This is a genomic window from Marinomonas sargassi (assembly GCF_025716875.1).
Lineage (GTDB): Bacteria > Pseudomonadota > Gammaproteobacteria > Pseudomonadales > Marinomonadaceae > Marinomonas > Marinomonas sargassi.
Map to the genome: position 1 here is coordinate 31,960 of NZ_JAOVZB010000002.1, position 26,757 is coordinate 58,716.

Here is a 26,757-nt window from a genome sequence, read left to right on the forward strand (position 1 = left end):
TTCTGCATGCAAAGAATTGAAATCGTTAAGATGATCCCTATTATATTGTGTTGACACTTTTATTGACAGAAGTATAAGGAACCTAGCTTCAATGGTAACAGTAATTGAGCAACTAAAAGCCCACCTTAACCGCGCTATTATAGGTCAAACAGAGTTAACCCATGAACTACTTGTGGCTTTAATCGCTAATGGCCATGTTCTTTTAGAGGGTCCTCCTGGCATTGCTAAAACCACCGCAGCAAAAGCCTTAGCGAATGCTATCGACAGTCGTTTCCAACGCATTCAATTTACCCCTGATTTATTGCCGGGGGATGTCACAGGATCGGACATCTATCAGCAAGAAACTGGCGAGTTTCGCTTTGTTTCTGGCCCAATTATGAATGAGATTGTCTTAGCTGATGAAATCAACCGTGCGCCAGCGAAAGTTCAATCAGCTCTTTTAGAAGCAATGGGGGAGAAACAAGTCACAGTTGGTAATAATAGCTATGCCCTACCACCACTGTTTTTTGTTATCGCCACTCAAAACCCGATCGAGCAAGAAGGTACTTATCCTCTACCTGAAGCACAACTTGATCGTTTTATGATGAAGGTACAGCTAGGCTACCCAGATGCATCAAGTGAATTGGAAGTACTAAGGTTAGTCCGCCAGCAAGATCTGCATAAAACAGCGAATAATAAGCCCCAAGCCTTATGTCAACCAAGTGACATTCTTGCCTTACAGCAACAAGCACTAAACCTTTATATGTCGGAAAGTGTCGAGCAATACATAGTTCAGCTAGTCATGGCGACTCGACAACCTGAGTTGTATTTAGGCAATAACTCCGCAGATGAGAACTTAATTGAATTTGGCGCTAGTCCACGTGCCACCTTAGCACTGGATCGTTGTGCCCGCGCTAATGCACTCTTAAATGGTAGAGATTTTGTCACACCAGATGATGTTCGTGCTGTGGCTTTACCCGTGTTACGTCACCGCGTGATTACTACGTTTGAGGCACAAGCGGCCGGCTTGTCAGTAGATGATTTGTTGAAACGTTTGATTAGTCACATACCAGCACTGTAACCATTATGATGCCTTTGTTGTCGCCACCATCACCTATATTAGATGAAGCTCATTTCACCCTATTAGCCCATTACGCTAAGCACCTTGGTCGAGCGCCAAAAGCCATGCGTTTTTCAAGCACGGCTGGAGAATCGCGTTCCCGTAAGAAGGGCCATGGCATGGAGATGCTGGAGTTGCGCAGCTATCAGGCCAGCGACGATTTAAGGCATATTGATTGGAGAGTCACGGCACGAACAGGCCAAGCTCATACTCGTTTATATGCACAGGAAAATGACCACCAGCGTTTGCTACTTTTGGATTTATCGAACGGTGCTTATTTTGGCACTCGTCATACCTTTGTTTCGACTCGCCTTATCCAATTAGCAGGACTAATTGCGTGGCGCTCTAAGCAACAAGGGGACACGCTCTCATACCAGCTGTCTTATGGCGAACAAAATAAAGGCAGTAATAAAGCAAAAGATTTTCCCCTGCTAATGCAGTCTTTAAAAGATGCTTCAGAATTGCATCATAGGTCAGCGCCCTCACCATCCACCAGCGTATGGGCAAACAATTTAATGGCACAAAGATCACACAATAAAGACGTGATCATTCTGACAGACAAACAAAACTGGTCCCAGCAAGATGACATCAGCCTAATGCAACTCGCTAAGCACAACATGGTTCACTGGATACAGGTGTTTGATAGCAATACATTCAAACTCCCTCCGGGGCAATATCAAATGGCGGACAGTGAAGGTATTAAACAGGTTAATGTCACACAGCAAAGCATGCAGAAGTCAAAAGCGCTTTTCCTTGAAGAAAATACAGCACTTACTAAAAAACTCGCTAGTTTTGGCATTCGCTATCAATTGTTTGATATTAGTGAATCACCAGAGACAATCGCTCGCTACCTACTTTCCCAAGGAGCCCTACGCTAATGGCTGATCAAGCAGTACAAGCCAGTATAGAGCTACCGAATAAAGCCTACTTATTACCAGAGGCTATTCCCATGTGGCCGCCTGTTTGGTGGAGCTGGCTCATACTTGCAGCCCTACTTATTTGTATAGCCTACGGGGCTGTCTATTTTTATCGCCGCCACAAACAAAGAATCTACCGCCGTGAGGCTCGAGCATTATTAAAAAACCGAGCCGACGACCTCTCTGACAAAGAAGTGATCTTGCTTTGCCATGAAACGATTCGACGTTGCCTTATCAGTGAAGGCGCCGTTATTAAAGCGGCATTACCCAGCCCTGAGCTCTTTAATACCCTAGACAAGGATCTTTCAAGTAAACACCAATTTGCGTTACTGGGAGATATCTTCATTAACGGTCAATATCGTCCACATATTGAATTGGATAGTGAGCAAAGAAAGCAAATTTTGAAAACGACAGACTATTGGGTAAGGAGTCACCATGCTTGAGCTGACTTGGCCTTGGTTATTGCTGCTTCTCCCCCTACCTGTGCTTGTTTACTGGTTACCAAAAACTAAGCCAAATGGGGAAGCCATTTGGTGGCCCAGCATCAAACAGTTTTCTACAGAAAAGAAGAATAAAGAACTGTCTCGCTTTTTATCATTAAGAGCTATTTGTCTGGTTTGTAGCTGGATCCTACTAGTACTCGCGTTTTCCAGACCCATCTGGTTCGGAGAGCCAACCCAAGTCACCCCTTCAGGTCGTGATTTATTAATAGCGTTGGATTTGTCAGGCAGCATGCAAACTGAAGATATGTTTTTAGAAAATGAGCCAGCCAACCGACTTGAAGCTGCAAAATCGGTTCTAGCTCGGTTTATAACCGAGCGTCATGGTGACCGTATTGGCATTATTGTGTTTGGCTCCAAGGCTTATTTACAAGCCCCTTTAAGCTTTGATTCAGAAACTATCAATAAACTCATTCAAGAAACACAGATTGGTTTTGCAGGCGAAAATACAGCCATAGGTGATGCTATTGGACTTGGTATTAAGCGTTTAGAAGAAAAACCCTCCGACAAAAAAGTGCTGATTCTGATGACAGATGGCGCTAATACAGCGGGTCGCATCCAACCACAACAAGCGGCCACCTTTGCAGCTTCGCAAAATGTACGTATACATACCATAGGTATTGGTGCGGAAAGCATGATGGTGCAAAGCTTCTTTGGTCAACGCGCCGTCAATCCATCTCGAGATTTAGATGAAGAGCTACTCAAAAACATTGCAGCAGAAACCGGTGGCCAGTACTTCCGCGCTAAAAGCACGGATGATTTACGTGAAATATATGTGACTCTGGACGAACTAGAACCCACTCCTTCTGAAGATATCTGGCAGCGTCCTATTCGCTCTTTATTTCATTGGCTGTGTTTGGCATCTATGGTGTTTTTAGGGTTATCTCTGGTTAACCGAAACGGTTCGTTTAAAATTACAAGGAGGTCCCTATGACACTCCTAGACACTCTCTATTTTGCTCGACCCTACTGGTTATTAGCTATTCCACTTACCCTAGTGGCGGCCTACTTTTTCGTCGCTTCAAGTTCTAAAAAACACAATTTAGACAAGGTAATTGACCCTAATCTAATGGTGCATTTGGAGTATAAAAATGCCTCTGGACCAAGCTATAAGTGGCTGACTTTGCTTGTCATCTGCTTATCTTGGATTAGCCTATCTGGCATAAGCTGGACAAAGCACCCCACACAAATGCTAGAGAGCACCCAAAAGACTATCTTGGTCGTCGACCAATCTTTGTCTATGTACGCTAACGACATTAAACCAAATAGGCTCACACAACTAAAACAAACGGCCCGCGATCTCTTGTCACAAATAACAGAAGGTGAACTAGCCTTAGTCGCCTTTGCCGGTGAAGGTTATGTTATTAGCCCTTTCAGCCAAGATAGAAAAACAGCTGGGCACTTCCTGTTAGCGCTAGAGCCCGTCATAATGCCAAGTTATGGAAGTAACCTTACTGATGGTATTAGCGCTGCCTTATCGTTGCATAACTCTTCATCAACGCCTCTTCACATTATTGTTTTAACCGATGATGTAACAGAAAGTGATCAAGCGGCTATCCCTGAACTTTTTGCTGATAAGAATATTAAGTTCGACTTAATCGCTATTGGCAGCCAAGAGGACTCCTATATTCCCCTTCCAGATGGGCAAATTTTGAAGCGTAACGGTCGTAATGTTAACCCTAAAACCCCCTTTTCAGATTTAGAGACACTCTCAAATAGACTTAGTGGCAACTACTATCAGGGTAGATTAAGCACCACCGAGCTGGCTGAAATCACTAATGTTTATTTCGATAATAGCCAAACACAAGAAGCCGACAACCAAAGTATTCACTGGGTAGAACAAGGCCATTGGTTCGCATTACCCTTGTTAGTTTGGTTGGCTTTGCAGTTTAGAAGAGGCGCTCTATTTGGGCTATTAATCTGCTTTTATCTGTCACCTCAACCATCATTGCAAGCTGCTCCTCTTGATTGGTTCTTAACTCAAGATCAAAAAGGCCAAAAAGCAGCTGATGAAGGAAATTGGCAAGAAGCGGATTCACTATTTACTGACCCTAAATGGAAAAGCGCTTCCTCATACGCTTTAGAAAACTACCCAGAAACAGTAGAAACCTTAGATAAAATAGATCGCAATGCAGCGGACAACTACAATTTAGGCAATGCTTTAGCCCTATCTGGCGACATAGAAAATGCTATTCAAGCTTATGAAAAAGCTCTAGAACAAGACCCGTCTTTAGATGCAGCAAAAGAAAACCTAACCTACCTAAAGAAGCTGCAAGAGCAACAAGAAAAACAGAATCAAGAGAATCAGCAAGGGCAAAGTGAAGACTCAAAAGATCAACAGAGCTCATCTGACAACCAAGAACAAGATCAAAACTCTGACTCAAACGAACAAAAAGACAATAAAAGCGATGAAACACAAGACAAAACAAAAACACCTGAGGATAATAACAAGGACACTGACGAAAACGATGCATCAGAAAGCGCCGACTCTCAGCAGCAAAGTCTAGATAAAGAGCAGCAACAAGCATTAAACCAGTGGCTCAATCAGATTCAAGATAATCCAGGGTTACTATTACAGCGTAAGCTTTGGTACATGCATCAAGAGAAACGTAATGAAAGACTATACAGCCAAGAGGAACAAAGAACGCCATGGTAGATAAACAAGGGTTCTTTTCATTCACTATAAAAAGCAAGATTCGAATGATTCTAGCTTGGTTATTTCCTTTGGTGTTACTCGCTTCAAGCCAAGTGCTCGCTGAGGGTGTGACCGCCTCTCTAAATAAAAGCACAGTTACAGAAAATGAAATCGTCCAATTAACACTTAGAGCAGACTTCAGTGATACTGGCAATGGCCCTGATCTCACACCTCTAGAAAGAGACTTCGAAATATTAGGTAAAAGCCAAAACAGTCAGTTTAGCTTTAACCTTAATTCAACTACCGCGCTACGTTTTTGGAGCATCTCACTTAAGCCCAAGTCTGTAGGTAGCTTTGAGATTCCTTCTATTAAAATAGGAGAACATGCCTCAAATCCCATTAACCTAGTGGTAAAAAATGCACCTCAATTGTTGGATCACAATGGCAACCCGCCTGTTATTGTAAGAGCCGATGTATCGGAAGTGGAGCCTTACCTACAACAGGAAGTGATTCTAAGCGTAAAGCTATACACTTCCGTCGATTTGATGAACGCTAACCGCTCCGTTCCATCCCATTCTGATCTGGTTATAGAAAGGTTGATTGACGACCAAATGGATTTTGAAGTCATTAATGGCACGCAATATCAGGTAATCACACAAGAATATTTGATGTTTCCCCAACGTAGCGGTTTAGTCACGATTCCTCCCCAAACCATTCAAGCCATGATCAATACGTCTGGTGGAAGACGCATCATCAAAGTACAAAGCTCCCCTATAAGCTTGCAGGTGCTGCCAATTCCAGCAACCTTCCCTAATGACTTTTGGTTACCCAGCTCCCAAGTAAGCATCAACACAAGGCTAGAACAAACCAGTGATCAACCTCGCATAGGCGATACTTTGATTTGGACTATAGATATCAGTGCAAAAGGGTCATTGCCAGAACAGATTCCTGCAATCGAATTTAACAGCACCCGCCGTTATAAGCTGTATCCAAAACCCGCCAAATTTAATACACGTAAAACAACCGCTGGGATTACAGGACAACAAACACTCATTGTGGAAGTTGTTCCTACTGAAGATGGCACACTCGTATTGCCTGATATTGAAGTGAGCTATTGGGACACAGAAAACCGCTTTTTGAAGACAGCGACAGCTGAAACAAACAGCATGATTATTGGTCCACTACCAGATACAGCTAAAGAAAAAGAGACTGAAGCAGACATAGCAACCAGTGAACCGCTGCCTGCTCAACCAAGCTCGGTTGCTCCTATCTCATTGGCGAAAACGACTGTTAAAGAAAGTCCTGAGCAACCTTCTATCACAGTAGACTTGCATGAGGCGCAAAACACTTTTTCTATCCGTGATTACGCGATATTGGCATTACTTTCAGTTGCCAGTGCATTGCTTTTGATTTGGCTACTTTTGTTATTCAAAAAGAAGCGCCAAAATGCACTTCCTTCTGAGCCAGAAGTTCCAACCTTGCAAGACTTCGCCCCATTAAGCTCCCATGATGAAGACTCAGCTTATGATGCTCTAATAGAATGCTGCCAACTCGACAACCTTCAAGAACTAAGGTTAAAACTTTTAGAGTGGGCAAGGCATCGCTGGGGGGACGAAGAAATTAGAAGCATCGAAGATATCAAAAGACTGACTTCTGTTCAGGTCACTCAGTTATTAATGGAAGCAGAATTAATGATGTATTCCAGCAATCCAACAACAGAATGGCAAGGGACTCCTTTGGCTGATGCACTGGATGAATTCACCAGTGGACAAGCTAAACCCGCCCAGTCAGAACAATTAAAAACACTTTACCCAAATTTTTAGTCTAAATACGATTTATAAAGGCCTAACAACAATGACAAACTTTCAATCGGGAGTAATTGCTGAAGCATCCAGTGATGCTCTATTTTTAACCTTCAATGTGAAGAATCAAAACTTTAAAAGTGTCAAAGCTACTCTAGTAATGGCGCCTACCTTTACGGCTGAACTCCAAGAAAAATACCCAAATGCAGACTTACACATGGCTGTTGGTATTAGCCATCAGGCGTGGCAAAATTTCGATATCTCACAACCAAAAGAGCTTGCCCCCTTCCCCCATATTAAAGGGCAAGATGCCGAGGCGGTATCAACGGATGTCGACTTAGTTTTGCACATTCGCTCTTTACGTAGAGATGTGACCTACCTACTGGCCACTAAACTACATTCCTCATTAGGTGACAGTGTGGCTTTAGTAGAAGAAGTTAGCTGCTTTCAATACTTAGATTCTCGAGACTTAACAGGCTTTGTTGACGGTACTGAAAACCCAGCTGGCGAGAGCCGCAAAGAAGTCGCACTAGTCAAAGAAGATGAAGCTTTTAAAAATGGCTCTTACCTCAATTTGATGAAATTTGTTCACAACCTGCCCAAATGGGAAAAAGAAGAAGTAAAAACTCAAGAAGATATTTATGGTAGAACTAAAGAAGACAACATTGAATATGCTGGTGCTGACAAGTCCTTGCATTCCCACACTAAACGAACATCGTTAAAAGACGAGCACGGCAAATCACTAGAAATTCTTCGCCAAAGCATGCCGTTCGCTTCACTCCATGAAAAAGGCCTGATGTTTGCTAGCTATAGCAAAAGCCCTATGCCTTTTAACCGTATGCTAGAAAGCATGTTACTTGGTGATGAACATGGCCATACCGACCATCTAATGAAATATACCAGTATCAAAACAGGACAAGCTTTCTTTGTGCCATCAATTGATTGGTTAAAATCACTCGCTTAATACAATAAGAAAAACATAAAAAAGGCCAGGTAAAATTCAATCACTTGGCCTTTTTTATTTTAAATAACACTTGCTATTTTATGGGCACATTTGCCCGCCGTTTACATCTAATATTTGGCCTGTAATGTAGCCACTGCAAGCATGCGAGGCAAAAAACGCATAGGATGGTGCCAGCTCAGCCGACTCTCCAAAACGACCAAAGGCAATACTTCCAGCAATTTTATCTTTTAATTCATCACTTTTATCTGCATGGAAAACAGTATCAATGGTGCCAGGAGAAACTATATTGAAGCGAATATTGTCCTTGGTGTATTCCTTAACCCAGTTACGATGTACGTTATGCAACCAAGCCTTAGAAGCAGCATAAATGCCAGCCCCTAAACCACCACCTTCTCGTGCAGCAATAGAGCCCGTACTAATCACAGAGGTTGTTTTGCCAGAGGCTTTGGCTGACTCCCGTAAAAATGGGATTGAAAAACGAGTAACCATCAAAGCAGAGCGAGCATTTAAGTCCATAACATGGTCATAAAAATCATCATCAATGTTTTCTAAGCTAGAACGGCCGCCCAAACCACCCGCATTATTAATCAATACATCCATGCCACCGAACTTCTCGACAAAGGCATTCACTAACTTTTCACATTCATCGGTTTTGGTGAGGTCAGCAGGAAGGAAAACAATATCGTATTTTGAGCCTACCGCCGCCAATTCACTTAGAGCAGACTCAGCTGCAGCATTCGCAGAACGACCATTAATGGCAACTTTCGCTCCCATTGTCACAAACAGTTTAGCAATGGCTAAACCAATTCCTGCGGTTGACCCTGTTATTAAAACTCTCTTACCTGCTAGATCTGCAAACATTTCATCACCTTTTTTATTATTTGTATGACAATTTAATATAGAAGCTATCTCGCTATTCTACAAGCCGTATTAAAAAGCACAGTTACTAAAAAGTAACAATTTGAAGGCAATCCAACAAATTAGTACAGGAAAAGGCGAGAAGTTATAAGACTTTAGCCTTAGAAAAAGCTATAAATAGTACTATATAACAAAAAGCCACATAACTTGTGTTAGTATTTTTATATCCCAACTATCTATCATAAAAGTGGTTTATAACAGCACCTATACAAAGAATCGAAATTAAGGAAAGCATGACTAATAATAATAATTTTTCCAGCATATCAACTTCTTCAAGAAGCTTGCATGTACAAGTTGCTCGGAGCATTGCCCGTGGCATCTTGTCAGGAGAGCTCGCAGAAGGCTCTATCGTACCAAATGAAATGACACTTTGTTCACAGTTTGGCGTTAGTCGTACCGCATTACGTGAAGCGATCAAGCTGTTAACTTCTAAAGGGCTATTGGAATCTCGCCCCAAAATTGGTACTAAAGTCGTTAACCGTGCCTACTGGAATTTCTTAGACCCTCAGATGATTGAGTGGATGGATGGCTTAAGCGACTCAAAATATTTCTGTAGCCAGTTCCTTGGCCTAAGACGAGCAGTTGAACCTGAAGCCTGCGCTCTTGCTGCAATTCACGCCACAGAAGAGCAACGTACGGAATTATCTCGTATCTTTAATCAGATGGTTGAAGTGACAGAAAATTTTGACCTAGATTCGTGGACTGAAGTCGACCTGAGCTTTCACCGCCTAATTTTCAACTCAACAAATAACGACTTCTATTTACCTTTCGGTAACATACTTACTACCATGTTTAAGACATTTATTCTTCATTCGTCTAAGCATGGCGGAGTTTGTTTAGATGAGCATCGCTTAATATATGAAGCGATTATGGCAGGTGATGGAGACAGAGCAAAAGCCGCTTCCGTTGATCACCTTCAATCTAAAAAACACAGACTTCCAGAGGCAATTTAAACCTTATCTATGTAGCCTCTTAATAAAAAGCCCATCTGAGATGGGCTTTTTTTTGATCTCGAATTTAATGAAAAGCAGCTTAACTAGAAAGCACTTCCTTCAAATAAAAAGGGGAGACAAATTATTGTCCCCCCTTCTTTTAAGTAAATGCTATTAAAAATTTAATTAGGCATTTTCTTCTTCAGACTCTACAGAGTCATCAACAGCTTTAACAAGTAGTAAACCTACACCAAGCACGATGGCACCACAGAATAAGAACACACAGCGTCCCCATAATGGGTTAGGGATGATAAACATACCCATAACACCAACACCTGCGATAGCAATCAAAGTACCAAGCATTTTACGTTGCTTGTTATCTAATGCTTTTTGCTTACTGCTTTCAGACACTAGAGGTGTATCAAGATTGTTGAAGAATAGGTCAACATCACGCTGACGCGCTTCAGATAGAGGCTTGTAGAACAGCATAGACAAGATGAAGAATCCACCTGTGAAGACAATGTGAGATATCAGGCCGATCGCAACTTTCATATCTGACCATTCACGTTTCGTTAATTCATCAATACCTAAAATGTTCTGTACCATTTCTGGCGTTAAATATACACCGACAGAGTAAGATACAAGACCACCAACTACGAGTGTGCCCCAACCAGCCCAGTCAGGCGTTCTCTTGATAAAGAAACCTAGGAAAGCAGGAATTGTCATTGGGAAGCCAATGAAAGCACCGATATTCATCATAGCGTCAAATAGGCTCAAACCTTTTAACGAGTTAATGAATAAGGCAATTAAGATAATCGCTACACCGAAGAAGGTAGAAGTCAATTTAGATACAAATACCAATTCTTTTTCCGTCGAATCTGGACGTAAAATAGTTTGGTAGAAGTTCTTAACAAAAATACCAGAGTTACGGTTTAGACCAGAGTCCATTGAAGACATAGTTGCTGCAAACATAGCCGCAATCAACAAGCCAACCATACCAGCAGGCATGTAATTCTCTACGAAGTATAAGTAGGAGAAGTCAGCTGCTTTTTTACCCGCTTCTGGGTAGATAGCCGCTAGATCAACGCCTTGACCTGCAATAAACCAACTAGGCATGAACCAAATTAGTGGGCCCATTGTCATTAAGATACAAGCTAGCAAGGCTGCTTTCTTAGCATTTTTAGAATCTTTAGCCGCTAAGTAACGGTAAGAGTTCAACATATTATTGGTAATACTGAACTGTTTGAAGAAAATAAATACAGCCCAAATACCAAAAATGCTTAGGTAGTTAATGTTGTTACCTGAAAGGAAATTAGCACCTTCATCAAGCGGGAAGTTTGCAACGATTTCGCCTACACCACCACCTTGAATAATAGCAACTGTCGCACAAGTTACTGTCACAGCCATGATGATAACCATCTGCATGAAGTCTGATGCGATAACCGCCCAAGAACCACCTGTTACAGACATTACCAATACAACAAGACCAGTTACCCAGATTGTTGTGACCATATCAAAGCCAAAGATGTTAGATGCAATAATTGCTAAGGCATTTAACCAAACACCAGCTGATACGACGCTGTTAGGCATACTTGACCAAGTAAACACTTGCTCGTTTGCAGCACCAAAACGCATACGAATCGCTTCAATAACAGTGACAACACGAAGCTGTCTAAACTTAGGCGCGAAGTACAAGTAGTTCATGAGATAGCCAAAAGCATTGGCAACAAAGATTACACCAACGGCAAAGCCATCGTTATAGGCTTTACCTGCCGCACCGGTGAATGTCCAAGCACTGAACTGCGTCATAAATGCAGTTGCGCCTACCATCCACCATAACATGTTACCGCCACCACGGAAGTAATCACTTGTTGTACTTGTGAATGTTCTAAACATCCAACCTATCAGTATTAAGAATACAAAGTAAATTCCAACAATAAAAACATCCATTATGTTGTCCTTCTATCTTGTGTAATTTTTATTATTACAACATTAAAAAAACCATTCTATTTGCATAGATTGGACATAAAAACACACTAAGAAAGCCCTTTTAGGACATCAAATTTGTTTTTCGAAATGAAAGAAAAATATGAGCGTACTAAAACTCCACACAGAAACGATCAAGCAGATAATGGCATCAGCCAACGTTTCTGTGACGGAAAAGCATTCTTAGTTTCTATAGGATAGAGACGGCACCACTCCAGCTAAATACGCCTTCACTGGTTTCAACACTATGTTCAGTATTTTGACCATCAGAAGAACGGTTTGATAAACCAAAGCGATAAACAGAACCTGTTACCGTTTCTATTTGAACAACTGTTGCATCAGCATTATCTGCTAATATAGTCACAGTTGAGATTAGACCATGAGCATTTTCAGAGACTTCAAAAGACTCATCAAAATGGCCATGTGTTTCTAAAACAGATGCGAAAACATGATTGCTTCCAGACTGTCTTAATATGAAGCCAGGTTCAGTTCGAAGGTTAAAATCTGGGTCATTTGCCCCCAAACGAGTAAAGATAACCTTTCCACCTTTTGGCGCACTTGACACAAGCGAGTAATAACTACTGTCATGCAACCAACTAACCAAGGCACTCCCTTCAACTTGACCCTCTCCTAATTTCCATAGGTGCTGATAACCATTATCTGCACCTAAAGGCGTCAATTTTTTTGCCGCTGTGTAATCGAAGTCAGTACGTATGATTTGACCTTTAATGTGGAAAGGTAAATCGTACTCATGCTCCTCGTCAGAAAGGATGCGATACACATCAATCACCAACGGTTTTTCAAACTCTTCAAGGTCAGCAACTAGAATACTGCGCTGCATATCAACACCATCGTAGTAACCTTCGATAGTGGCGCTGGCAGCTTGTAGTTTTTCGTCACTCACTTCAAAGAAATGCTTTTTACCGAACTTAGTCTCAGCTAAAGCAGTGTTGAATTTGTTTTGAGTTTTTTGATCTACAACAACGGTATTATGAGCCACTGTTTGTTTACAGTAGCTTTTATTTTCAGGTATGTAGCGACCGCCAAATTTAGGCTCTACATTCACCCAACGTCCGAAGCCGTAATCCTGAAATACTTCATGCCCACGGTTAAATACACTCATGTGTAAGCCGTCGTAGTGACCGTGATCCAAAGCAGCATGATACTGATGATCTGAGCCATGTTGACCAAACCATAGCAGAGCCATGGTGTCATCATCTTGGGCATCACGGTGACGTAAAATACTCACACCACCTTTTTCGCCTTTAGGACCATCTGTTAATAAGATACTTCCCCATGAGAAAGGTTTAATTTCTTCAGCTTGCTCTACAGCAGTAGATAAAGCCGCACCTGAAGAATGAACCCAAACATCTTGTTGGTGATTTGCCATACTCACCAAGGTGTCGTTTTGCTCGTAACGCTTAAAACAAACACTGGTCGCTATGATGACACCCTCATCATTAATACTGATGGTTTTAGATGAATCATTAAGCGCAGGTAAGCTGCCATCTGGGAAAGCCGTTGCCATAACGGCATAAGATGTCGTTTTAATAATCGAGTTATTGTATTCGAATATTTTCAAATCTGGCTGACGGCGTTCAATGGCCTCGGCAAAAATAAAGATTGGGCGTAGCGAGAAACGGTGATAATAAGGCCCTTCCATGTAATAGCCATCTGGCGAGAACAAATTATCAAGTTGCGCTAAGAAGCCACCGCTCGTACGGTCTAGCTTCAGGCCGTATAAAGCCTTATCAACAGACTCTTGATCACCAATTGCATAACCACAAATACCCACTGCGGCAACAGCCCACAAACCATGGTTATGAACGATGTCGAAGTCATGTCCGTAAGTCACAACGAACATATGAATCATTGGCTTGAACAAGTTATCTGTTATTAACGTTTTCTGGCTATCAGACAAGGTGTGGTAAACACAGCTATACGCACAAGAGGAGTAAAGCATCCACATGTTTTCGTTCAGTGTTTGATGAAACAGCTTGCCCGGAGGGTTTGTATCGCGACTGGTGTTGTCTTCTAAGGTCGGATAAACCGTTGCATATTCTGTCAACATATCAACAATGAATGCACGGTAAGCATCGTTCTTCGTAATCAAGAACAAACGAGCCGCTGTATCCATGATGATATAGTTTTGCTTATGGCGATTATGTTCATAACCACCCGCCTCACCGTGCTGTCGAGGTACTTCTATACCAATCTCTTGGATATAAGCATCGACTTTCTTAATATCACGGCGTAAACCGCGACCAATCAAAGTATCTTTTGATAACTCAAGAGAAAGCGTTTCCGCTTCATCAAAACTTAACAATAAAGGCTGATAACTCATTATTACTTATCCCCTTCACTAGCAGACATATCTAGTGAATAAAAACCTGTCCAGTTATATTCAACGCCAGCAAATTTAACTTGGTGTGTTGTTTCTTTAGTGCAATCAAGCTGATTACTCACCATCAAAGTGAATACATTGTTATTCGTTGTGATTTCAACAACAGAGCCAATGTCATCATGACCAATGACCTTAACGCCAGTAACTTGACCTCGAGCATTTGTAGATTGCTCAAATTCTTCATTGAAGTAACCGTGAGTCTCGAGTACAGAAGCGAATAAGGTTGTTTCACCTTGGCTACGTAGTATGAAGCTAGATTGATCACGTAAATTAAAGCTTGGGTCTGCAGCACCAACCGATGTGAAGATAACCTCTCCATTTGAGTTCGAGCTTGTACCAATCCAAGAGTAATAAGCATTACCTTGTAGCCAGCTAACCAGAGCACAATCTTCAGCTTTACCAGACGCTAACTTCCAAAGATGCTGGTAGCCATTATCAGAACCTAGAGGCTCTAACTCTGAGTAAGTATCGTAACTAAAGTTAGTACGAACAATCTGCCCAGTATATTGGTGAGAATAGTCATAGGTATGGTTTGCATCAGCTTTTAATCTGAATAGGTCAACTAATAGAGGCGCTTCAAAACGTTCATCTTTTAGCAAGAAAGCACTACGCTGCATACCAACATTGTCGTAATGATCATTTGCATATGCACTAATGCCTATGCAGTCTTCTGCATCATCAATAAAGAAGTGAGGGATGCCGTGTACGCTATCCGCTTTTTCGACGCTAAAATCATTTTGCGTTTGCTGATCAATTGTTACCGCATTATGGGCAATGGTTTGGCGAGCATAAGATTTGTTTTCATCAAGGTAACGGCCGCCAAATTTCGGTTCTACGTTAACCCAACGAGCAAAACCATATTCGTTCAACACTTCTTGGTCACGGTTAAAGAAGGTAATGCCCAGTGTATCGAAATGACCATGCCCCATACCGTGCTGACCATAGTTCATGTTCAATTGAGTAATATCGCCATCAAAGCCTTTTAAACGCATGAAGCCTTGTGCACCTTTGTCACCTTCGGCACCTTCATTTAGCTCAATACTTGGCCAGTAAGGTGTCACAATGGCATTATTATCTTTTGCTTTTTGATGCTCATCAGAAAGAGCTAAACCACAAGAATGCAGCCAAACTTCACCTTGTATTTCAGCCATGCCAACAATATTTTCATCACAACCGTAATGCTTACTTAGAACACTAACAGCAACCTGTACGCCGGCATCAGTGACACCCATAGATCTTGACGCATCATTTAAAGCTGGGAATTTACCATTTGGATAAGCTGTGGCAAGCAAGGCTTTTACAGTGCGGCCAATAACGCCATCTTTATATTCGTAGATAGCAATCTCTGGCATATGACGATGAAGAATTTCGGCAAACACACAGGTTGGGTAGATAGCGTAACGGTGGTAGTAAGGGCCTTCAATGTAGTAACCAGCTGGCGAATACAATTTGGATAGCTGAGCTAAGAAGCCACCCGTACCGTTGTTATCTTGACCGTAAACGGCTTTTTCTAAATATTCGCGTTTTCCTAGCACTAACCCACAAATACCAACAGCGGCAACAGCCCAGATACCGTGATTATGAATTCGATCAAAGTCATGTCCATATTTAACGGTGAACATATCTAGCATAGGTTCGAACAATTGGCTTTCAACGTGGCCTCGTTGATCGTCGGTCATTTCATTTGACACACAAGAGTACGCCAAACTGCTAAATAGCAACCAGCAATGCTCATTGAGAATTTGGTGGAAAAGTCGACCTGTAGGGTTGGTATTTTTTTGGACGTGGAAGCCGAAAGTAAGATACTTATCAGCATATAAAGACAGTAGTTCTATAACAAAAGAAGCGTATTTTTTTTCTTTGGTAACTGAGAAAAGGTTACCAGCCATATACATATATTTGTAGTTTTGCTTATGTCTATTATGCTCATAACCACCGGCTTCACCGTGGCCTGGCACTTCTAATGGAAGGCGCATATAAGCATCAACTTGATCAATATGATTAGAGATGGTTATTCCCATCAGACTTGAGTTTCCAACTTGGCTTTCTAATAGCTCAAGCTCATTGTGCGTAAACAATGCTGATTGCATATCAATCATCTCCGTCACTAAATTTATATTTATTGTATTAGCATCTAATAAAAACATACCGCCAATTACCATTTTAGAGAATGGCAAATAAGCGGCACATTTTTTAACTTAGTGTTTAATGATGCTATTGTAATACAAAAAAGGAATTTTCCAAAACAAAAAACTATGTTGCAGGTCAACTTAGAGGGACAACACCCCCTTAATGTCGTTTCATTCAATAAAAAAGCTAGGCTATGTAAAACATAAGCCTAGCTTTAGAATGTCTACCTGAAAGAAGGTTTTATCTTTCGATTTCAGCGCTATTTTGAAGCAAATCTTGCTGCCCTTGAGCACTAAGTCTTGATTGTACCTGACTCAAGTATTGCCCATAAGCAAGCTTCTCACTCTCTTCTACAGCGCCATCAACCGACACTACGTCATTCAATCTAATCAAAGCCAAATCACCGTTCGCTAGACCTTTAACGTCAAGTACAGCACCTTCCGTAGGGTGAGGAAGGGTAAAAGCAAGTTCAGATACTTCATCCTGACCACGCTTAGCATTAGCAACCTCTTGCCACTCAGTATCTTGAGCATTTTTAGCCGCTTCAGCTTTTTCATTTAAAGCAACTAAAGCTTTGTTTTGAACAACGATTGAAGCAATCTGATCTTTAGTCTCTTCAAACGCCTGTACTGCAGCTGCCTTATAATTATTCAGGTGCAATACAACAACCTGCTCATCACTTAACTCAATTAAACTGCTGTTTTGATTATCTTCCAGAACAGAAACATCAAATGCCGCTGCAACCACAACAGGATTACTCGTCACATCGTCAGAGCCGCCCTCTCTACCAAAGTAGTCACTCTGAAGAACATCAACACCATACTCGGTAGCCAATGTTTGCAACTCATCACTAGCATAAGCAAGGTCGGTAATATCTTCGTGCGCCTGAAGCAAGGCAGCTTTGGCTTTTTCAGCAACAAGCTCTTCTCTCAACTCAGCTTCTTGAGCCCCAAAACTTGGAGCTTCAGCTTTCGCAATTTCATCTAGTCGTATTAAATGCAGACCGAACTGCCCTTGAACCGACTTGAATTCACCCTGGGCCATTGAAAATAGAGCGTCATTAAAAGCATCACCTTCTAGCTTCTCAAAGAAGCCAATACTTCCTCCTGCGTCTTTTGAGCCAATATCATCAGAATACTGCTGAGCAAGACTCTCAAAACTTTCACCTGAGTCTAATTTGGCTTGAACTTCAGCTAAAATAGCTTGAGCCTGTTCATCAGTACGGTCAGAGGTATCTATTAAAATATGAGATGCCGCACGTTCTTCTTTTAAAAAACCTGAAATTGAAGCTTGATAAGCATCTTGAAGCTCAGCATCCGATACAGATATTTTATTTTCAAAATCAGAAGAAGAAATAACAACATAATCTACCTTAACTTGCTCAGACTGTTTGAAGTTATCTTTGTTTTCCTCATAGTATGCCATCAACTCTTCGTCAGTTACCGAAGTCACTTCGGACTCGTCCGCCAAAGAAAATGTCACATAGTCATAAGAACGCTCTTGTGACTGTAAAGCGGCTACACCTTCAATTTGATAAGGCAAAACAAACTCTGAGCCGGCGACAGCATTACGTGATTGCTGAATAAGTACATCTTGCTTAATACGCTCTTTAAAGGCCAAAGGCGTGAAACCTAGAGATCGAATAAAATTAAGGTATCTATCTTGGTCAAATACACCATTTGTTTGAAACTGCTCAGCTTCAACTAAGAAAGCATCAACTTGACTATCTGATACACTCAAACCAAGTTTTTCAGCTTGACCTTCCAACACCGCACGTTGAATCAGATCATCCAATGCTCGACGCTGTAATAAATTATCTTCCAACAACTCAGGGCGAAGCTGCCCACCCATTGCAGAAATTAACTGGCGGCGTTGAGTCTCCGCACCTTGTAACACTTCAGTCCTTGTAATTTCTATACCATCAACTTCAGCGACCGTGTCAGAAGAAGTAAAACTAGCGACTAAAGCTTCAACACCAAATAGAGCAAAAGTCACAACGATAAAACCAACTATGATCTTTACCACAATGCCTTGCGACTTATCTCTTATATCCTGGAGCATTACTGCCTCCGTACTATGTTAATAAAATGACCAATAAAAAAGGTGCATTCCGCATGGAATACACCTTTTGTATCTAATGGCGGAACAGACGGGACTCGAACCCGCGACCCCCTGCGTGACAGGCAGGTATTCTAACCAACTGAACTACTGCTCCAAAGACATTAGTTTACAGCGTCTTTAAGACCTTTACCGGCTTTAAAGCCAGGTACTTTCGCTGCTTTAATTTGGATTTCCTCACCAGTTTGAGGATTACGACCTGTACGCGCCGCACGTTCTTTCACTGCAAAAGTACCAAAACCAACTAGTGTAACCTGGTCACCTTTTGCTAACGCGGTTTCAATTGTTTTTAAAGTTGCGTCAAGAGCATTACTTGCAGAAGCTTTAGATAGATCAGCAGACGCCGCAATAGCATCAATCAGTTCAGATTTGTTCACGTTGTACCCCTTCAGTATTTTCGTGGTTCCTTAGAATTATTATTCGGCGCAATAAATATATGCCATCTCACAAGGCCGAGCCAGAAGTTATACAAGCCCGACCTACTCCCTGTCAACACAGGATCTAACTTTAATGGTGATTTAACGTGCCTTTTTCCTCTTTTTCTTTCTCTGTTTTTGGCAAATCATCGACCTTTTTAGGTGCTGGAATGTACTCCAACGCCACGTCCAAAACTTCGTCGATCCACTTAACAGGAATCACTTTAATATCGGCTTTGATATTATCTGGAATCTCTTTCAAATCGCGAGCATTTTCTTGCGGAATAAGAACCGTTTTTATCCCACCTCTATGAGCCGCCAGAAGCTTCTCTTTTAAGCCCCCTATAGGTAGAACCTCCCCACGCAAGGTAATCTCGCCAGTCATAGCCACAGAGGCCTTAACAGGCACCTTAGCTAACACAGACACCATAGCCGTACACATTGCTACGCCAGCACTCGGCCCATCTTTTGGTGTTGCACCTTCTGGCACATGCAAGTGAAGGTCCATTTTCTCATGAAAATCTTCATCAATTCCCAAACCTGCCGCACGACTTCTCACCACAGTCAGAGCAGCTTGAATTGACTCTTGCATCACGTCACCCAAAGAGCCTGTTTTCACATGACGCCCTTTACCAGCCACACCAGCCGCTTCAATTGTTAATAGCTCACCGCCAACCGAAGTCCAAGCCAATCCAGTTACCTGACCGATTTGATTTTTTTCTTCTGCCTTACCGTAAGTAAATTTATGAACACCAGAGAAATCTTCTAAATTCTTTTCCGTAACCTTTACCGTAGTGACTTTTTTGGCCTTACTTAAAGCCTGTTTTTTAACCACACGTCGACAAATCTTACTTAACTCACGCTCTAACCCACGAACCCCCGCTTCTTTCGTGTAGAAGCGAATAACCCCCATCAAAGCGTCATCAGTGACATTTATCTCACCTTCTTTCAGACCCGCTAATTTCACTTGTTTAGGTAAAAGATAACGTTTGGCAATATTGAGCTTTTCATCTTCTGTGTAACCTGGAATACGAATAACTTCCATACGATCAAGCAAAGGCCCAGGAATATTCATACTGTTGGAAGTACAAATGAACATAACATCTGAAAGGTCGAAGTCCACCTCTAAATAATGGTCATTAAAAGTGTGGTTTTGTTCTGGATCTAGCACTTCCAATAGCGCAGATGCTGGATCGCCACGCTGATCCATACCCATTTTGTCAATTTCATCAAGCAAGAACAGCGGATTTTTCACCTTTACTTTAGCCAGTTTTTGCAGCAACTTACCCGGCATAGAGCCAATATAAGTACGACGATGACCTCGTATTTCAGCTTCATCTCGCACACCACCTAGCGCCATTCGAATATATTTTCGGTTAACCGCCTTAGCAATAGACTGGCCAAGGGAGGTCTTACCAACGCCTGGTGGCCCAACCAAGCACAGAACAGGACCTTTCACTTTTTTAACACGCTGCTGCACAGCTAAAAACTCTAGAATACGCTCTTTAACATCCTGCAACCCATAGTGATCTTGATTGAGGATTTTTTCTGCGTAAGAAAGATCGTTACGCACCTTGCTGCGTTTTTTCCATGGTAGAGAAATAAGCCATTCGATATATCCCCTTACCACAGTAGCTTCAGCCGACATAGAAGACATCATGCGCAATTTCTTCAACTCAGCTTCAGCTTTCGCTTGCGCTTCTTCCGTCATACCCGCTTCAAGAATTTTCTCTTGCAACAGATCCAACTCATTGCCACCGTCATCCATATCACCAAGTTCTTTTTGAATGGCTTTCATTTGCTCATTCAAATAGTACTCTCGTTGACTTTTTTCCATCTGCTTTTTAACACGGCTGCGGATGTTCTTTTCAAGATGGGCAATATCTAACTCGCCATCCATCAGACTCATTAAAAACTCACCGCGCTCAACCAAAGAATCTATCTCTAAGATCTTTTGCTTATCTTCGAGTTTTAAACTCATATGGCCTGTAATGTTATCAATCAATTTTGATAGGTCATCAATTGACTTAAGTGACTGAACCACTTCAGAAGGAATGCGCTTACTACCTGCAACATATTCATCTAGCTGCTTATGCAAAGCACTTCGCATTACACCATGCTCTGCTTGATCTTCCTCCTGTAGACTTAGCTCTACCACTACTCCAGAGACAAAATCTTCGCCCTCTTCTATTTTTTCCAGTCGAGCCCGCTTACCCCCTTCTACCAATACCTTAACAGTACCGTCGGGGAGGCGTAGAAGCTGCATCACTTTGGCTATCGTACCTATGGTATAAAGATCTTCTAATGAAGGATCATCTTTAGAAGCATCTTGCTGAGCCACTAAAAATACTTCTTTATCACCCTCCATAGCGGACTCTAGAGCAGCTATAGACTTAGAGCGACCAACAAATAAAGGCAGTACCATATGAGGGTATACCACTACATCTCTTAGTGGCAGCATAGGAAGAAGCAAAGAATCGGACATATTTTTTTCCAGTCTGGGCGCAAAAGGGAGCGCACTTTTAAATATTAAAATACTGATTAATATTAAAGATAAGGGCAAAGCAATAAATTACAAGAGCGCTAAGCGTATGATTTCAATAGAAAGCATTTTTAAATAACACAAATAAAAAAACCGAAATTAAGGCAGCACCTCAATTTCGGTTTTTTAAAAGCATTGAGCCACGACTCAACTAAAAGAAGTCTTTAGCCGTTTTCGGCAATATCTTCCTTTTCAAGAACCATTAGTGGAGCAGAGTCACCACGAATAGATCCAGCATCCATCACTACTTTAGAAACATCCGTACGCGATGGTAAATCATACATGCAATCCAAAAGTGATGTTTCTAAAATACTGCGTAAACCACGAGCGCCCGTTTTACGCTGCAACGCAAGCGATGCTGCTTCACGCAACGACTCTTCAGTAAACTCTAGCTCAACACCTTCAAGCTCAAACAAATGTTGGTACTGCTTAACAAGCGCGTTCTTAGGCTTACTTAGAATAGTCATTAGAGCTTCTTCATCCAATTCTGAAAGTGTTGCCACGACAGGCAAACGACCTACAAACTCTGGAATTAAGCCAAACTTAACCAAGTCTTCCGTTTCAACAAGGTGTACAGCTTCTGAGAAAGATTTACCTTCATCTTTACTCTTAACCGTCGCAGAAAAGCCAATACTACTTTTCTCAGTTCTGTCACTTATAACTCTTTCAAGCCCAGCAAAAGCACCGCCACAAATAAACAAGATATTAGATGTGTCTACTTGTAAGAACTCTTGTTGCGGGTGCTTGCGGCCACCTTGTGGAGGCACTGAAGCCACTGTACCTTCAATCAACTTCAGTAACGCTTGCTGAACACCTTCACCAGAAACATCACGAGTAATTGACGGGTTATCCGACTTTCTCGAAATTTTATCGATTTCATCAATATAGACGATACCGCGCTGCGCTTTTTCTACGTCGTAATCACAATTCTGAAGCAGCTTCTGAATAATGTTTTCAACATCTTCACCAACATAGCCAGCTTCAGTAAGAGTAGTCGCATCAGCAATAGTGAAAGGCACGTCCAAAACTCGCGCCAAAGTTTGAGCTAATAACGTTTTACCACTACCAGTAGGACCAATTAAAAGTATATTACTTTTACCGAGCTCAACTGTTGAGCTAGAAAGCCCTTGGTGACGAAGGCGTTTATAATGATTATAAACGGCAACAGCCAATACTTTTTTAGCTCTATCCTGACCTATAACATAATCATCTAATGCTGCGCTAAGCTTGGAAGGTGCCGGCAATTCATCGCTAGACTCTTCACCCACAGCATCAATTTGAGATAATTCTTGAGTAATAATGTTGTTACATAGATCTACACACTCGTTACAGATATAGACCGAAGGCCCTGCAATAAGCTTCTTAACTTCATCCTGACTCTTTCCACAGAAAGAGCAATACAATAGCCGATCAGATTGGTCGCCACGGCTAAATTTATCATCCGACATTTATTCGACCCTTTGTTAAACTTCTCGTTTCTGTAAAACTTCGTCAATCAAACCATATTCTTTCGCTGTTTCAGGATTCATAAAGTTGTCACGATCCGTGTCTAAAGCGACTTGCTCAATAGGCTTACCGGTATGAGAAGCAATAATTTCATTAAGTTTATGCTTAATACTTAAAATTTCACGAGTATGTATTTCAATATCAGACGCCTGACCTTGATAACCACCTAATGGCTGGTGAATCATCACTCTTGAATTTGGTAGGCAGTAACGCTTTCCAGCTGCTCCAGCGGTTAACAATAATGCACCCATACTTGCAGCCTGGCCAATACACATGGTACTTACGTCTGGTTTAATAAATTGCATAGTGTCGTAAATAGACATACCAGCTGTTACAGAGCCACCTGGTGAATTGATATATAAATGAATGTCTTTATCAGGGTTTTCTGACTCCAAAAACAGTAACTGAGCCACAACCAAATTAGCCATGTGATCTTCAACTTGACCCACTAGAAAAATCACTCGCTCTTTTAATAGTCGAGAGTAAATATCAAAAGATCTTTCACCACGAGCAGTTTGTTCAATAACCATAGGAACAAGGCCATTGCTAGTAATTGCAACAGGGCCAGTAGTTGGGTTAGTCAAATTCATATGTATTCCTTAAAACAAAAAAGTCGACATAACAGATGCTATGTCGACCTTATTAAAAAAGATAAGACGAGTCTTATGCTTCTTCCCCTGCCTCTTCAGCTTGGGCTTTTGGCTTGATAGCATCTTCATAACCCAAAGTTACTTCAGTAACTTGAGCAGATTCTAACAGTTTATCAACAACTTGCTCTTCAAGTACAGCAGATTGCACTTGCGCTAGTTGCTCTTTGTTCTTCAAGTAGTAATCAATGACTTGCTGAGGCTCTTGGTAAGCTTGTGCCATCTCTTCTAAGAAAGAGCGAACACGATCTTCATCAACTTTCATTTCATTTTTCTGAATAACTTCAGAAATCAACAAACCAAGCTTAGCACGCTTCTTAGCTTCGTCTTGGAAAAGCTCGGCTGGCAATTGAGAAACGTCGAATTGTTGATCTCCACCAAATTGCTGACCCGCTTGCTTACGTAAGCCATCAACTTCTTGGTCGATAAGAGTGCTAGGAACTTCAACATCGTTGATTGAAGCTAAACCTTCAAACAAAGCTGTTTTTAGTTTCGCTTTAATCGCTTGATTCAATTCGCGATCCATATTTTTACGAACTTCAGCACGCAAAGCATCAACAGTGCCCTCTTCAAGGCCGAATTTCTCAACAAATGCATCGTCAAGCTCAGGCAATACCTGCTCAGCTACTTCAGATACAGTAATTTTGAAAGTCGCTTCTTGGCCTTTCAAGTGTTCTGCTTGATAGTCTTCAGGGAAGGTAACAGAGATAGTACGCTCTTCACCAGCTTTAGCACCTAAGATACCGGACTCAAAACCAGGAATCATAGTATTAGAACCTAATACCAATTTATGGCCTTGCGCCGAGCCGCCTTCAAACGCTTCTTCACCCAAGAAACCAACAAAATCGATAGTCACTTGGTCGCCATCAGCTGACTCACGCTCTACCGCAGTCCACTCTGCATTCTGCTTACGCAGTGTTTCTAACATAGTATCAACATCAGCATCTTGAACTTCAGATACTACACGCTCAACAGCAATTTTTGCGTTATCAGCTAATTCAATCTCTGGGTAAACTTCAAGCTTAACGATAAATTCAAGATCAGAACCTTCTTCGAAGTTTTTCGGCTCAATTGAAGGAGCGCCAGCTGGCTGCAACTTCTCTTGTTGAACGGCTTCTACATAAGAGTCTCTCATGATCTTTTCGATAGCATCCATACGGATACCTTGACCGTAACGTTTCTTAACAACACTTACTGGCACTTTACCTTTACGAAAACCATCGATACGAATGGTTTTTGCTGTTTTCGCTACTTCAGCACTAACTGCGTCTTCGATACGAGCAGCTGGTACGCTTATTGTTAGAACACGTTCAATTGAAGACGATGTCTCTACAGAAACTTGCATAAAACTTCCTCTTGGGAATGCGCTTAAAATTGTTAATGTCTAATATGCGAACAAAATCACAGATACAATTAACAATATTTAAATGAAAATTGGCCAAAGTAATTAAGTAGAAAATGGCGCGCCTGAAGGGATTCGAACCCCTGACCGTCCGCTTAGAAGGCGGATGCTCTATCCAACTGAGCTACAGGCGCAATACTCATTACATTTCTTGTGGTCGGCTATTATAGAGATGGAGCAGCAATCGTCAACAGATAGACGTAAAAACACTCTTTTTTTTAAACAAAAGCATAACGCTTACAGCCACAACTAATATTCCGCACAAATGTGCACAAACTTTTTCCCTTCTCATTTACTAAAGAAAGGCATAAGTAGATATAATGCATCTGGATGAAAGGGTCACATATAACGCTATTTTAAATATCTAACAAAAGGGGCTAGCATGCCTTCACAGTTATCTCTAATTTATTCTATTGGCAAACAATACGCAGCACTCATATTAATCCATTTTAAAAAGAGCCAACTCCCACAAAAAGCAGCACAGCTAACGCTATCCAGCCTATTAGCCGCCGTACCAATTATCACCATCATTATTAGCATTCTAAGTTTCACACCTACGCTAGAGGCAATGAAAGAGCAACTATTCCAATTGATAGAACAGCACCTAGCACCTGGTTCAAGCGACATATTACTCCCCTACCTGATCCAGTTTGCTAACCAGACAAAAAATCTACCTATTGCCGGCCTCATTGGTCTACTCCTAACCGCTCTACTATTACTTAATAATTTTGAAAATAGTGTACAAGCAATATGGAACATTCAGAGAGCACGCAAGCTGCGTGAAAAACTATTAACTTACTGGGCAATTTTAACCTTAGGTCCCATTATATTTATTGCCTCACTCAGTTTATTTGGGAAACTAATGTCTATTCAATTTGGAGATCAAGACGAAAACAGCTTAATAAACCTACTTTTAGAGCTTGGAAATCTCACACTCTACTTCTTAATGCTTTTAACATTGAATTACCTCACCCCAAACGCGGATGTTTCGTTGAAATGGGCAGCCATTGCATCTTTATTTGGTAGTATAGGCTTGCATCTACTCAACATGATTTTTGGATCATTCGCACAATTTTTTGCAAACTACCAAGTTATCTATGGCGCATTTGCAGCAATACCAATCTTCTTAATCTGGATGCAAAGCTCTTGGCTGATAGTACTCGCTTCTATTTGCTTGTGCTCTTCTTTACACAATACAAATTCTTAGCTTTCAGCTGGGATTCATGTAGAATCTTGGCAGATTTTTTTCATTACTTTAAGGTTGCACATGACGAATACCATTACTGACCTAAACACCATTTTAAATGAGGCCGACTGCCTAATTAATGAGGCAAGCCTTAACACAGCACTAGACAAAATGGCCTCCCAAATAACCACTGACCTATCAGACAAATTACCTCTAGTTTTATGCGTTATGAATGGCGGATTAATACCAACCGCTGCAATAATTGAGCGCCTCGATTTTCCACTGGAAATCAACTATATCCATGCAACAAGGTATGGAATGGAAACAGAGGGTAATGCTCTCAACTGGTTAAGCTACCCACAAACAGATCTTAGCAACCGACACGTACTTATTATTGATGACATCTTCGACCAAGGCCACACACTACAAGCCATTGAAGACTGGGTGAAAGAGCAAGGCGTTAGTAGCGTTCACACTGCAACCGTGATCAACAAATTACATAACCGCAAAACCGATATGACGCCTGACTACGTGGGTACAGATGTGGAAGACCGCTTTGTCTTTGGTTTTGGCATGGATTACAAAGGATTCTTCAGAAACCTAAAAGCGATATACGCTGTAAAAGATAGCTAACGAAGCCTCATTACACAGCAC

Annotated in this window: 20 protein-coding genes and 2 tRNA genes; 10 read left to right on the forward strand and 12 right to left on the reverse strand. The window is 41.5% G+C overall.

Features of this window, described 5'->3' with window-relative positions; genetic code table 11:
• Positions 1 to 73: 73 nt before the first annotated feature.
• Genes OFY17_RS04635 through OFY17_RS04665 form a run of 7 tightly spaced genes read left to right on the forward strand, consistent with a single transcriptional unit; the run spans position 74 to position 7,916 of the window.
• The gene (locus OFY17_RS04635; protein ID WP_263529989.1) at positions 74 to 1,060 is read left to right on the forward strand and encodes an AAA family ATPase; all 987 of its coding nucleotides are present in this window, start codon (positions 74 to 76) and stop codon (positions 1,058 to 1,060) included.
• Between the two features lie 5 nt (positions 1,061 to 1,065).
• The gene (locus OFY17_RS04640) at positions 1,066 to 1,977 is read left to right on the forward strand and encodes a DUF58 domain-containing protein (RefSeq protein ID WP_263529554.1); all 912 of its coding nucleotides are present in this window, start codon (positions 1,066 to 1,068) and stop codon (positions 1,975 to 1,977) included.
• Positions 1,977 to 2,459 carry a DUF4381 domain-containing protein gene (locus tag OFY17_RS04645; RefSeq protein WP_263529555.1) on the forward strand — a complete coding sequence of 161 codons (483 nt, stop codon included), beginning with the start codon at positions 1,977 to 1,979 and terminating at the stop codon, positions 2,457 to 2,459. Before OFY17_RS04640 ends, OFY17_RS04645 begins: the two co-directional genes overlap by 1 nt.
• Complete coding sequence (locus tag OFY17_RS04650; protein ID WP_263529556.1) at positions 2,452 to 3,450, forward strand: vWA domain-containing protein; 999 nt, start codon at positions 2,452 to 2,454, stop codon at positions 3,448 to 3,450. Before OFY17_RS04645 ends, OFY17_RS04650 begins: the two co-directional genes overlap by 8 nt.
• Positions 3,447 to 5,171, forward strand: a complete 1,725-nt coding sequence (locus OFY17_RS04655) for a VWA domain-containing protein (RefSeq protein ID WP_263529557.1) — start codon at positions 3,447 to 3,449, stop codon at positions 5,169 to 5,171. The genes OFY17_RS04650 and OFY17_RS04655 overlap by 4 nt, the downstream gene beginning before the upstream one ends.
• On the forward strand, positions 5,165 to 6,973 hold the full coding sequence (locus OFY17_RS04660) for a BatD family protein (RefSeq protein ID WP_263529558.1): 1,809 nt from the start codon (positions 5,165 to 5,167) through the stop codon (positions 6,971 to 6,973). The genes OFY17_RS04655 and OFY17_RS04660 overlap by 7 nt, the downstream gene beginning before the upstream one ends.
• A 31-nt stretch (positions 6,974 to 7,004) precedes the next feature.
• Positions 7,005 to 7,916 carry a Dyp-type peroxidase gene (locus tag OFY17_RS04665; RefSeq protein WP_263529559.1) on the forward strand — a complete coding sequence of 304 codons (912 nt, stop codon included), beginning with the start codon at positions 7,005 to 7,007 and terminating at the stop codon, positions 7,914 to 7,916.
• Positions 7,917 to 7,994: 78 nt separating this feature from the next.
• Here OFY17_RS04665 and OFY17_RS04670 read toward each other — a convergent pair whose 3' ends face one another.
• Positions 7,995 to 8,777, reverse strand: coding sequence for an SDR family NAD(P)-dependent oxidoreductase (locus tag OFY17_RS04670; RefSeq protein ID WP_263529560.1), 783 nt, complete (start codon positions 8,775 to 8,777; stop codon positions 7,995 to 7,997).
• Between the two features lie 290 nt (positions 8,778 to 9,067).
• Here OFY17_RS04670 and OFY17_RS04675 point away from each other — a divergent pair, with 290 nt between their 5' ends.
• Positions 9,068 to 9,787: a FadR/GntR family transcriptional regulator gene (locus OFY17_RS04675; protein ID WP_263529561.1), complete on the forward strand. Its 720-nt coding sequence runs from the start codon at positions 9,068 to 9,070 to the stop codon at positions 9,785 to 9,787.
• A 165-nt stretch (positions 9,788 to 9,952) separates the two neighbouring features.
• Here the strand turns inward: OFY17_RS04675 and OFY17_RS04680 are convergent, their stop codons facing one another.
• The 11 genes from OFY17_RS04680 to OFY17_RS04730 all read right to left on the reverse strand — a co-directional run bounded on the left by OFY17_RS04680 (position 9,953) and on the right by OFY17_RS04730 (position 25,051).
• Positions 9,953 to 11,716, reverse strand: a complete 1,764-nt coding sequence (locus tag OFY17_RS04680; RefSeq protein ID WP_263529562.1) for a sodium:solute symporter family transporter — start codon at positions 11,714 to 11,716, stop codon at positions 9,953 to 9,955.
• A gap of 226 nt (positions 11,717 to 11,942) precedes the next feature.
• Positions 11,943 to 14,096 carry a heparinase II/III domain-containing protein gene (locus tag OFY17_RS04685; RefSeq protein WP_263529563.1) on the reverse strand — a complete coding sequence of 718 codons (2,154 nt, stop codon included), beginning with the start codon at positions 14,094 to 14,096 and terminating at the stop codon, positions 11,943 to 11,945.
• A gap of 2 nt (positions 14,097 to 14,098) precedes the next feature.
• Positions 14,099 to 16,246 carry a heparinase II/III domain-containing protein gene (locus OFY17_RS04690; protein WP_263529564.1) on the reverse strand — a complete coding sequence of 716 codons (2,148 nt, stop codon included), beginning with the start codon at positions 16,244 to 16,246 and terminating at the stop codon, positions 14,099 to 14,101.
• A gap of 280 nt (positions 16,247 to 16,526) precedes the next feature.
• Complete coding sequence (locus tag OFY17_RS04695; RefSeq protein WP_263529565.1) at positions 16,527 to 18,347, reverse strand: SurA N-terminal domain-containing protein; 1,821 nt, start codon at positions 18,345 to 18,347, stop codon at positions 16,527 to 16,529.
• A gap of 77 nt (positions 18,348 to 18,424) precedes the next feature.
• Positions 18,425 to 18,501, reverse strand: a tRNA-Asp gene (locus OFY17_RS04700).
• 7 nt (positions 18,502 to 18,508) lie between these two features.
• Positions 18,509 to 18,781, reverse strand: a complete 273-nt coding sequence (locus OFY17_RS04705) for an HU family DNA-binding protein (protein ID WP_263529566.1) — start codon at positions 18,779 to 18,781, stop codon at positions 18,509 to 18,511.
• Between the two features lie 130 nt (positions 18,782 to 18,911).
• On the reverse strand, positions 18,912 to 21,305 hold the full coding sequence (gene lon, locus OFY17_RS04710) for an endopeptidase La (RefSeq protein ID WP_263529567.1): 2,394 nt from the start codon (positions 21,303 to 21,305) through the stop codon (positions 18,912 to 18,914).
• Positions 21,306 to 21,526: 221 nt separating this feature from the next.
• Positions 21,527 to 22,810, reverse strand: coding sequence for an ATP-dependent protease ATP-binding subunit ClpX (gene clpX / locus OFY17_RS04715; protein ID WP_263529568.1), 1,284 nt, complete (start codon positions 22,808 to 22,810; stop codon positions 21,527 to 21,529).
• 15 nt (positions 22,811 to 22,825) lie between these two features.
• Positions 22,826 to 23,458 (reverse strand): ATP-dependent Clp endopeptidase proteolytic subunit ClpP, encoded by a 633-nt coding sequence (clpP, locus tag OFY17_RS04720; RefSeq protein ID WP_263529569.1) that lies wholly within the window; start codon positions 23,456 to 23,458, stop codon positions 22,826 to 22,828.
• A gap of 73 nt (positions 23,459 to 23,531) precedes the next feature.
• Positions 23,532 to 24,860 carry a trigger factor gene (gene tig, locus OFY17_RS04725; RefSeq protein ID WP_263529570.1) on the reverse strand — a complete coding sequence of 443 codons (1,329 nt, stop codon included), beginning with the start codon at positions 24,858 to 24,860 and terminating at the stop codon, positions 23,532 to 23,534.
• Positions 24,861 to 24,974: 114 nt separating this feature from the next.
• Positions 24,975 to 25,051: transfer RNA gene (locus OFY17_RS04730), tRNA-Arg, on the reverse strand.
• Between the two features lie 248 nt (positions 25,052 to 25,299).
• Between OFY17_RS04730 and OFY17_RS04735 the strand changes: the two genes are divergently transcribed.
• Positions 25,300 to 26,124, forward strand: coding sequence for a YihY family inner membrane protein (locus OFY17_RS04735; RefSeq protein ID WP_263529571.1), 825 nt, complete (start codon positions 25,300 to 25,302; stop codon positions 26,122 to 26,124).
• A 60-nt stretch (positions 26,125 to 26,184) separates the two neighbouring features.
• Positions 26,185 to 26,736, forward strand: coding sequence for a hypoxanthine-guanine phosphoribosyltransferase (locus OFY17_RS04740; protein ID WP_263529572.1), 552 nt, complete (start codon positions 26,185 to 26,187; stop codon positions 26,734 to 26,736).
• Positions 26,737 to 26,757 lie beyond the last annotated feature (21 nt).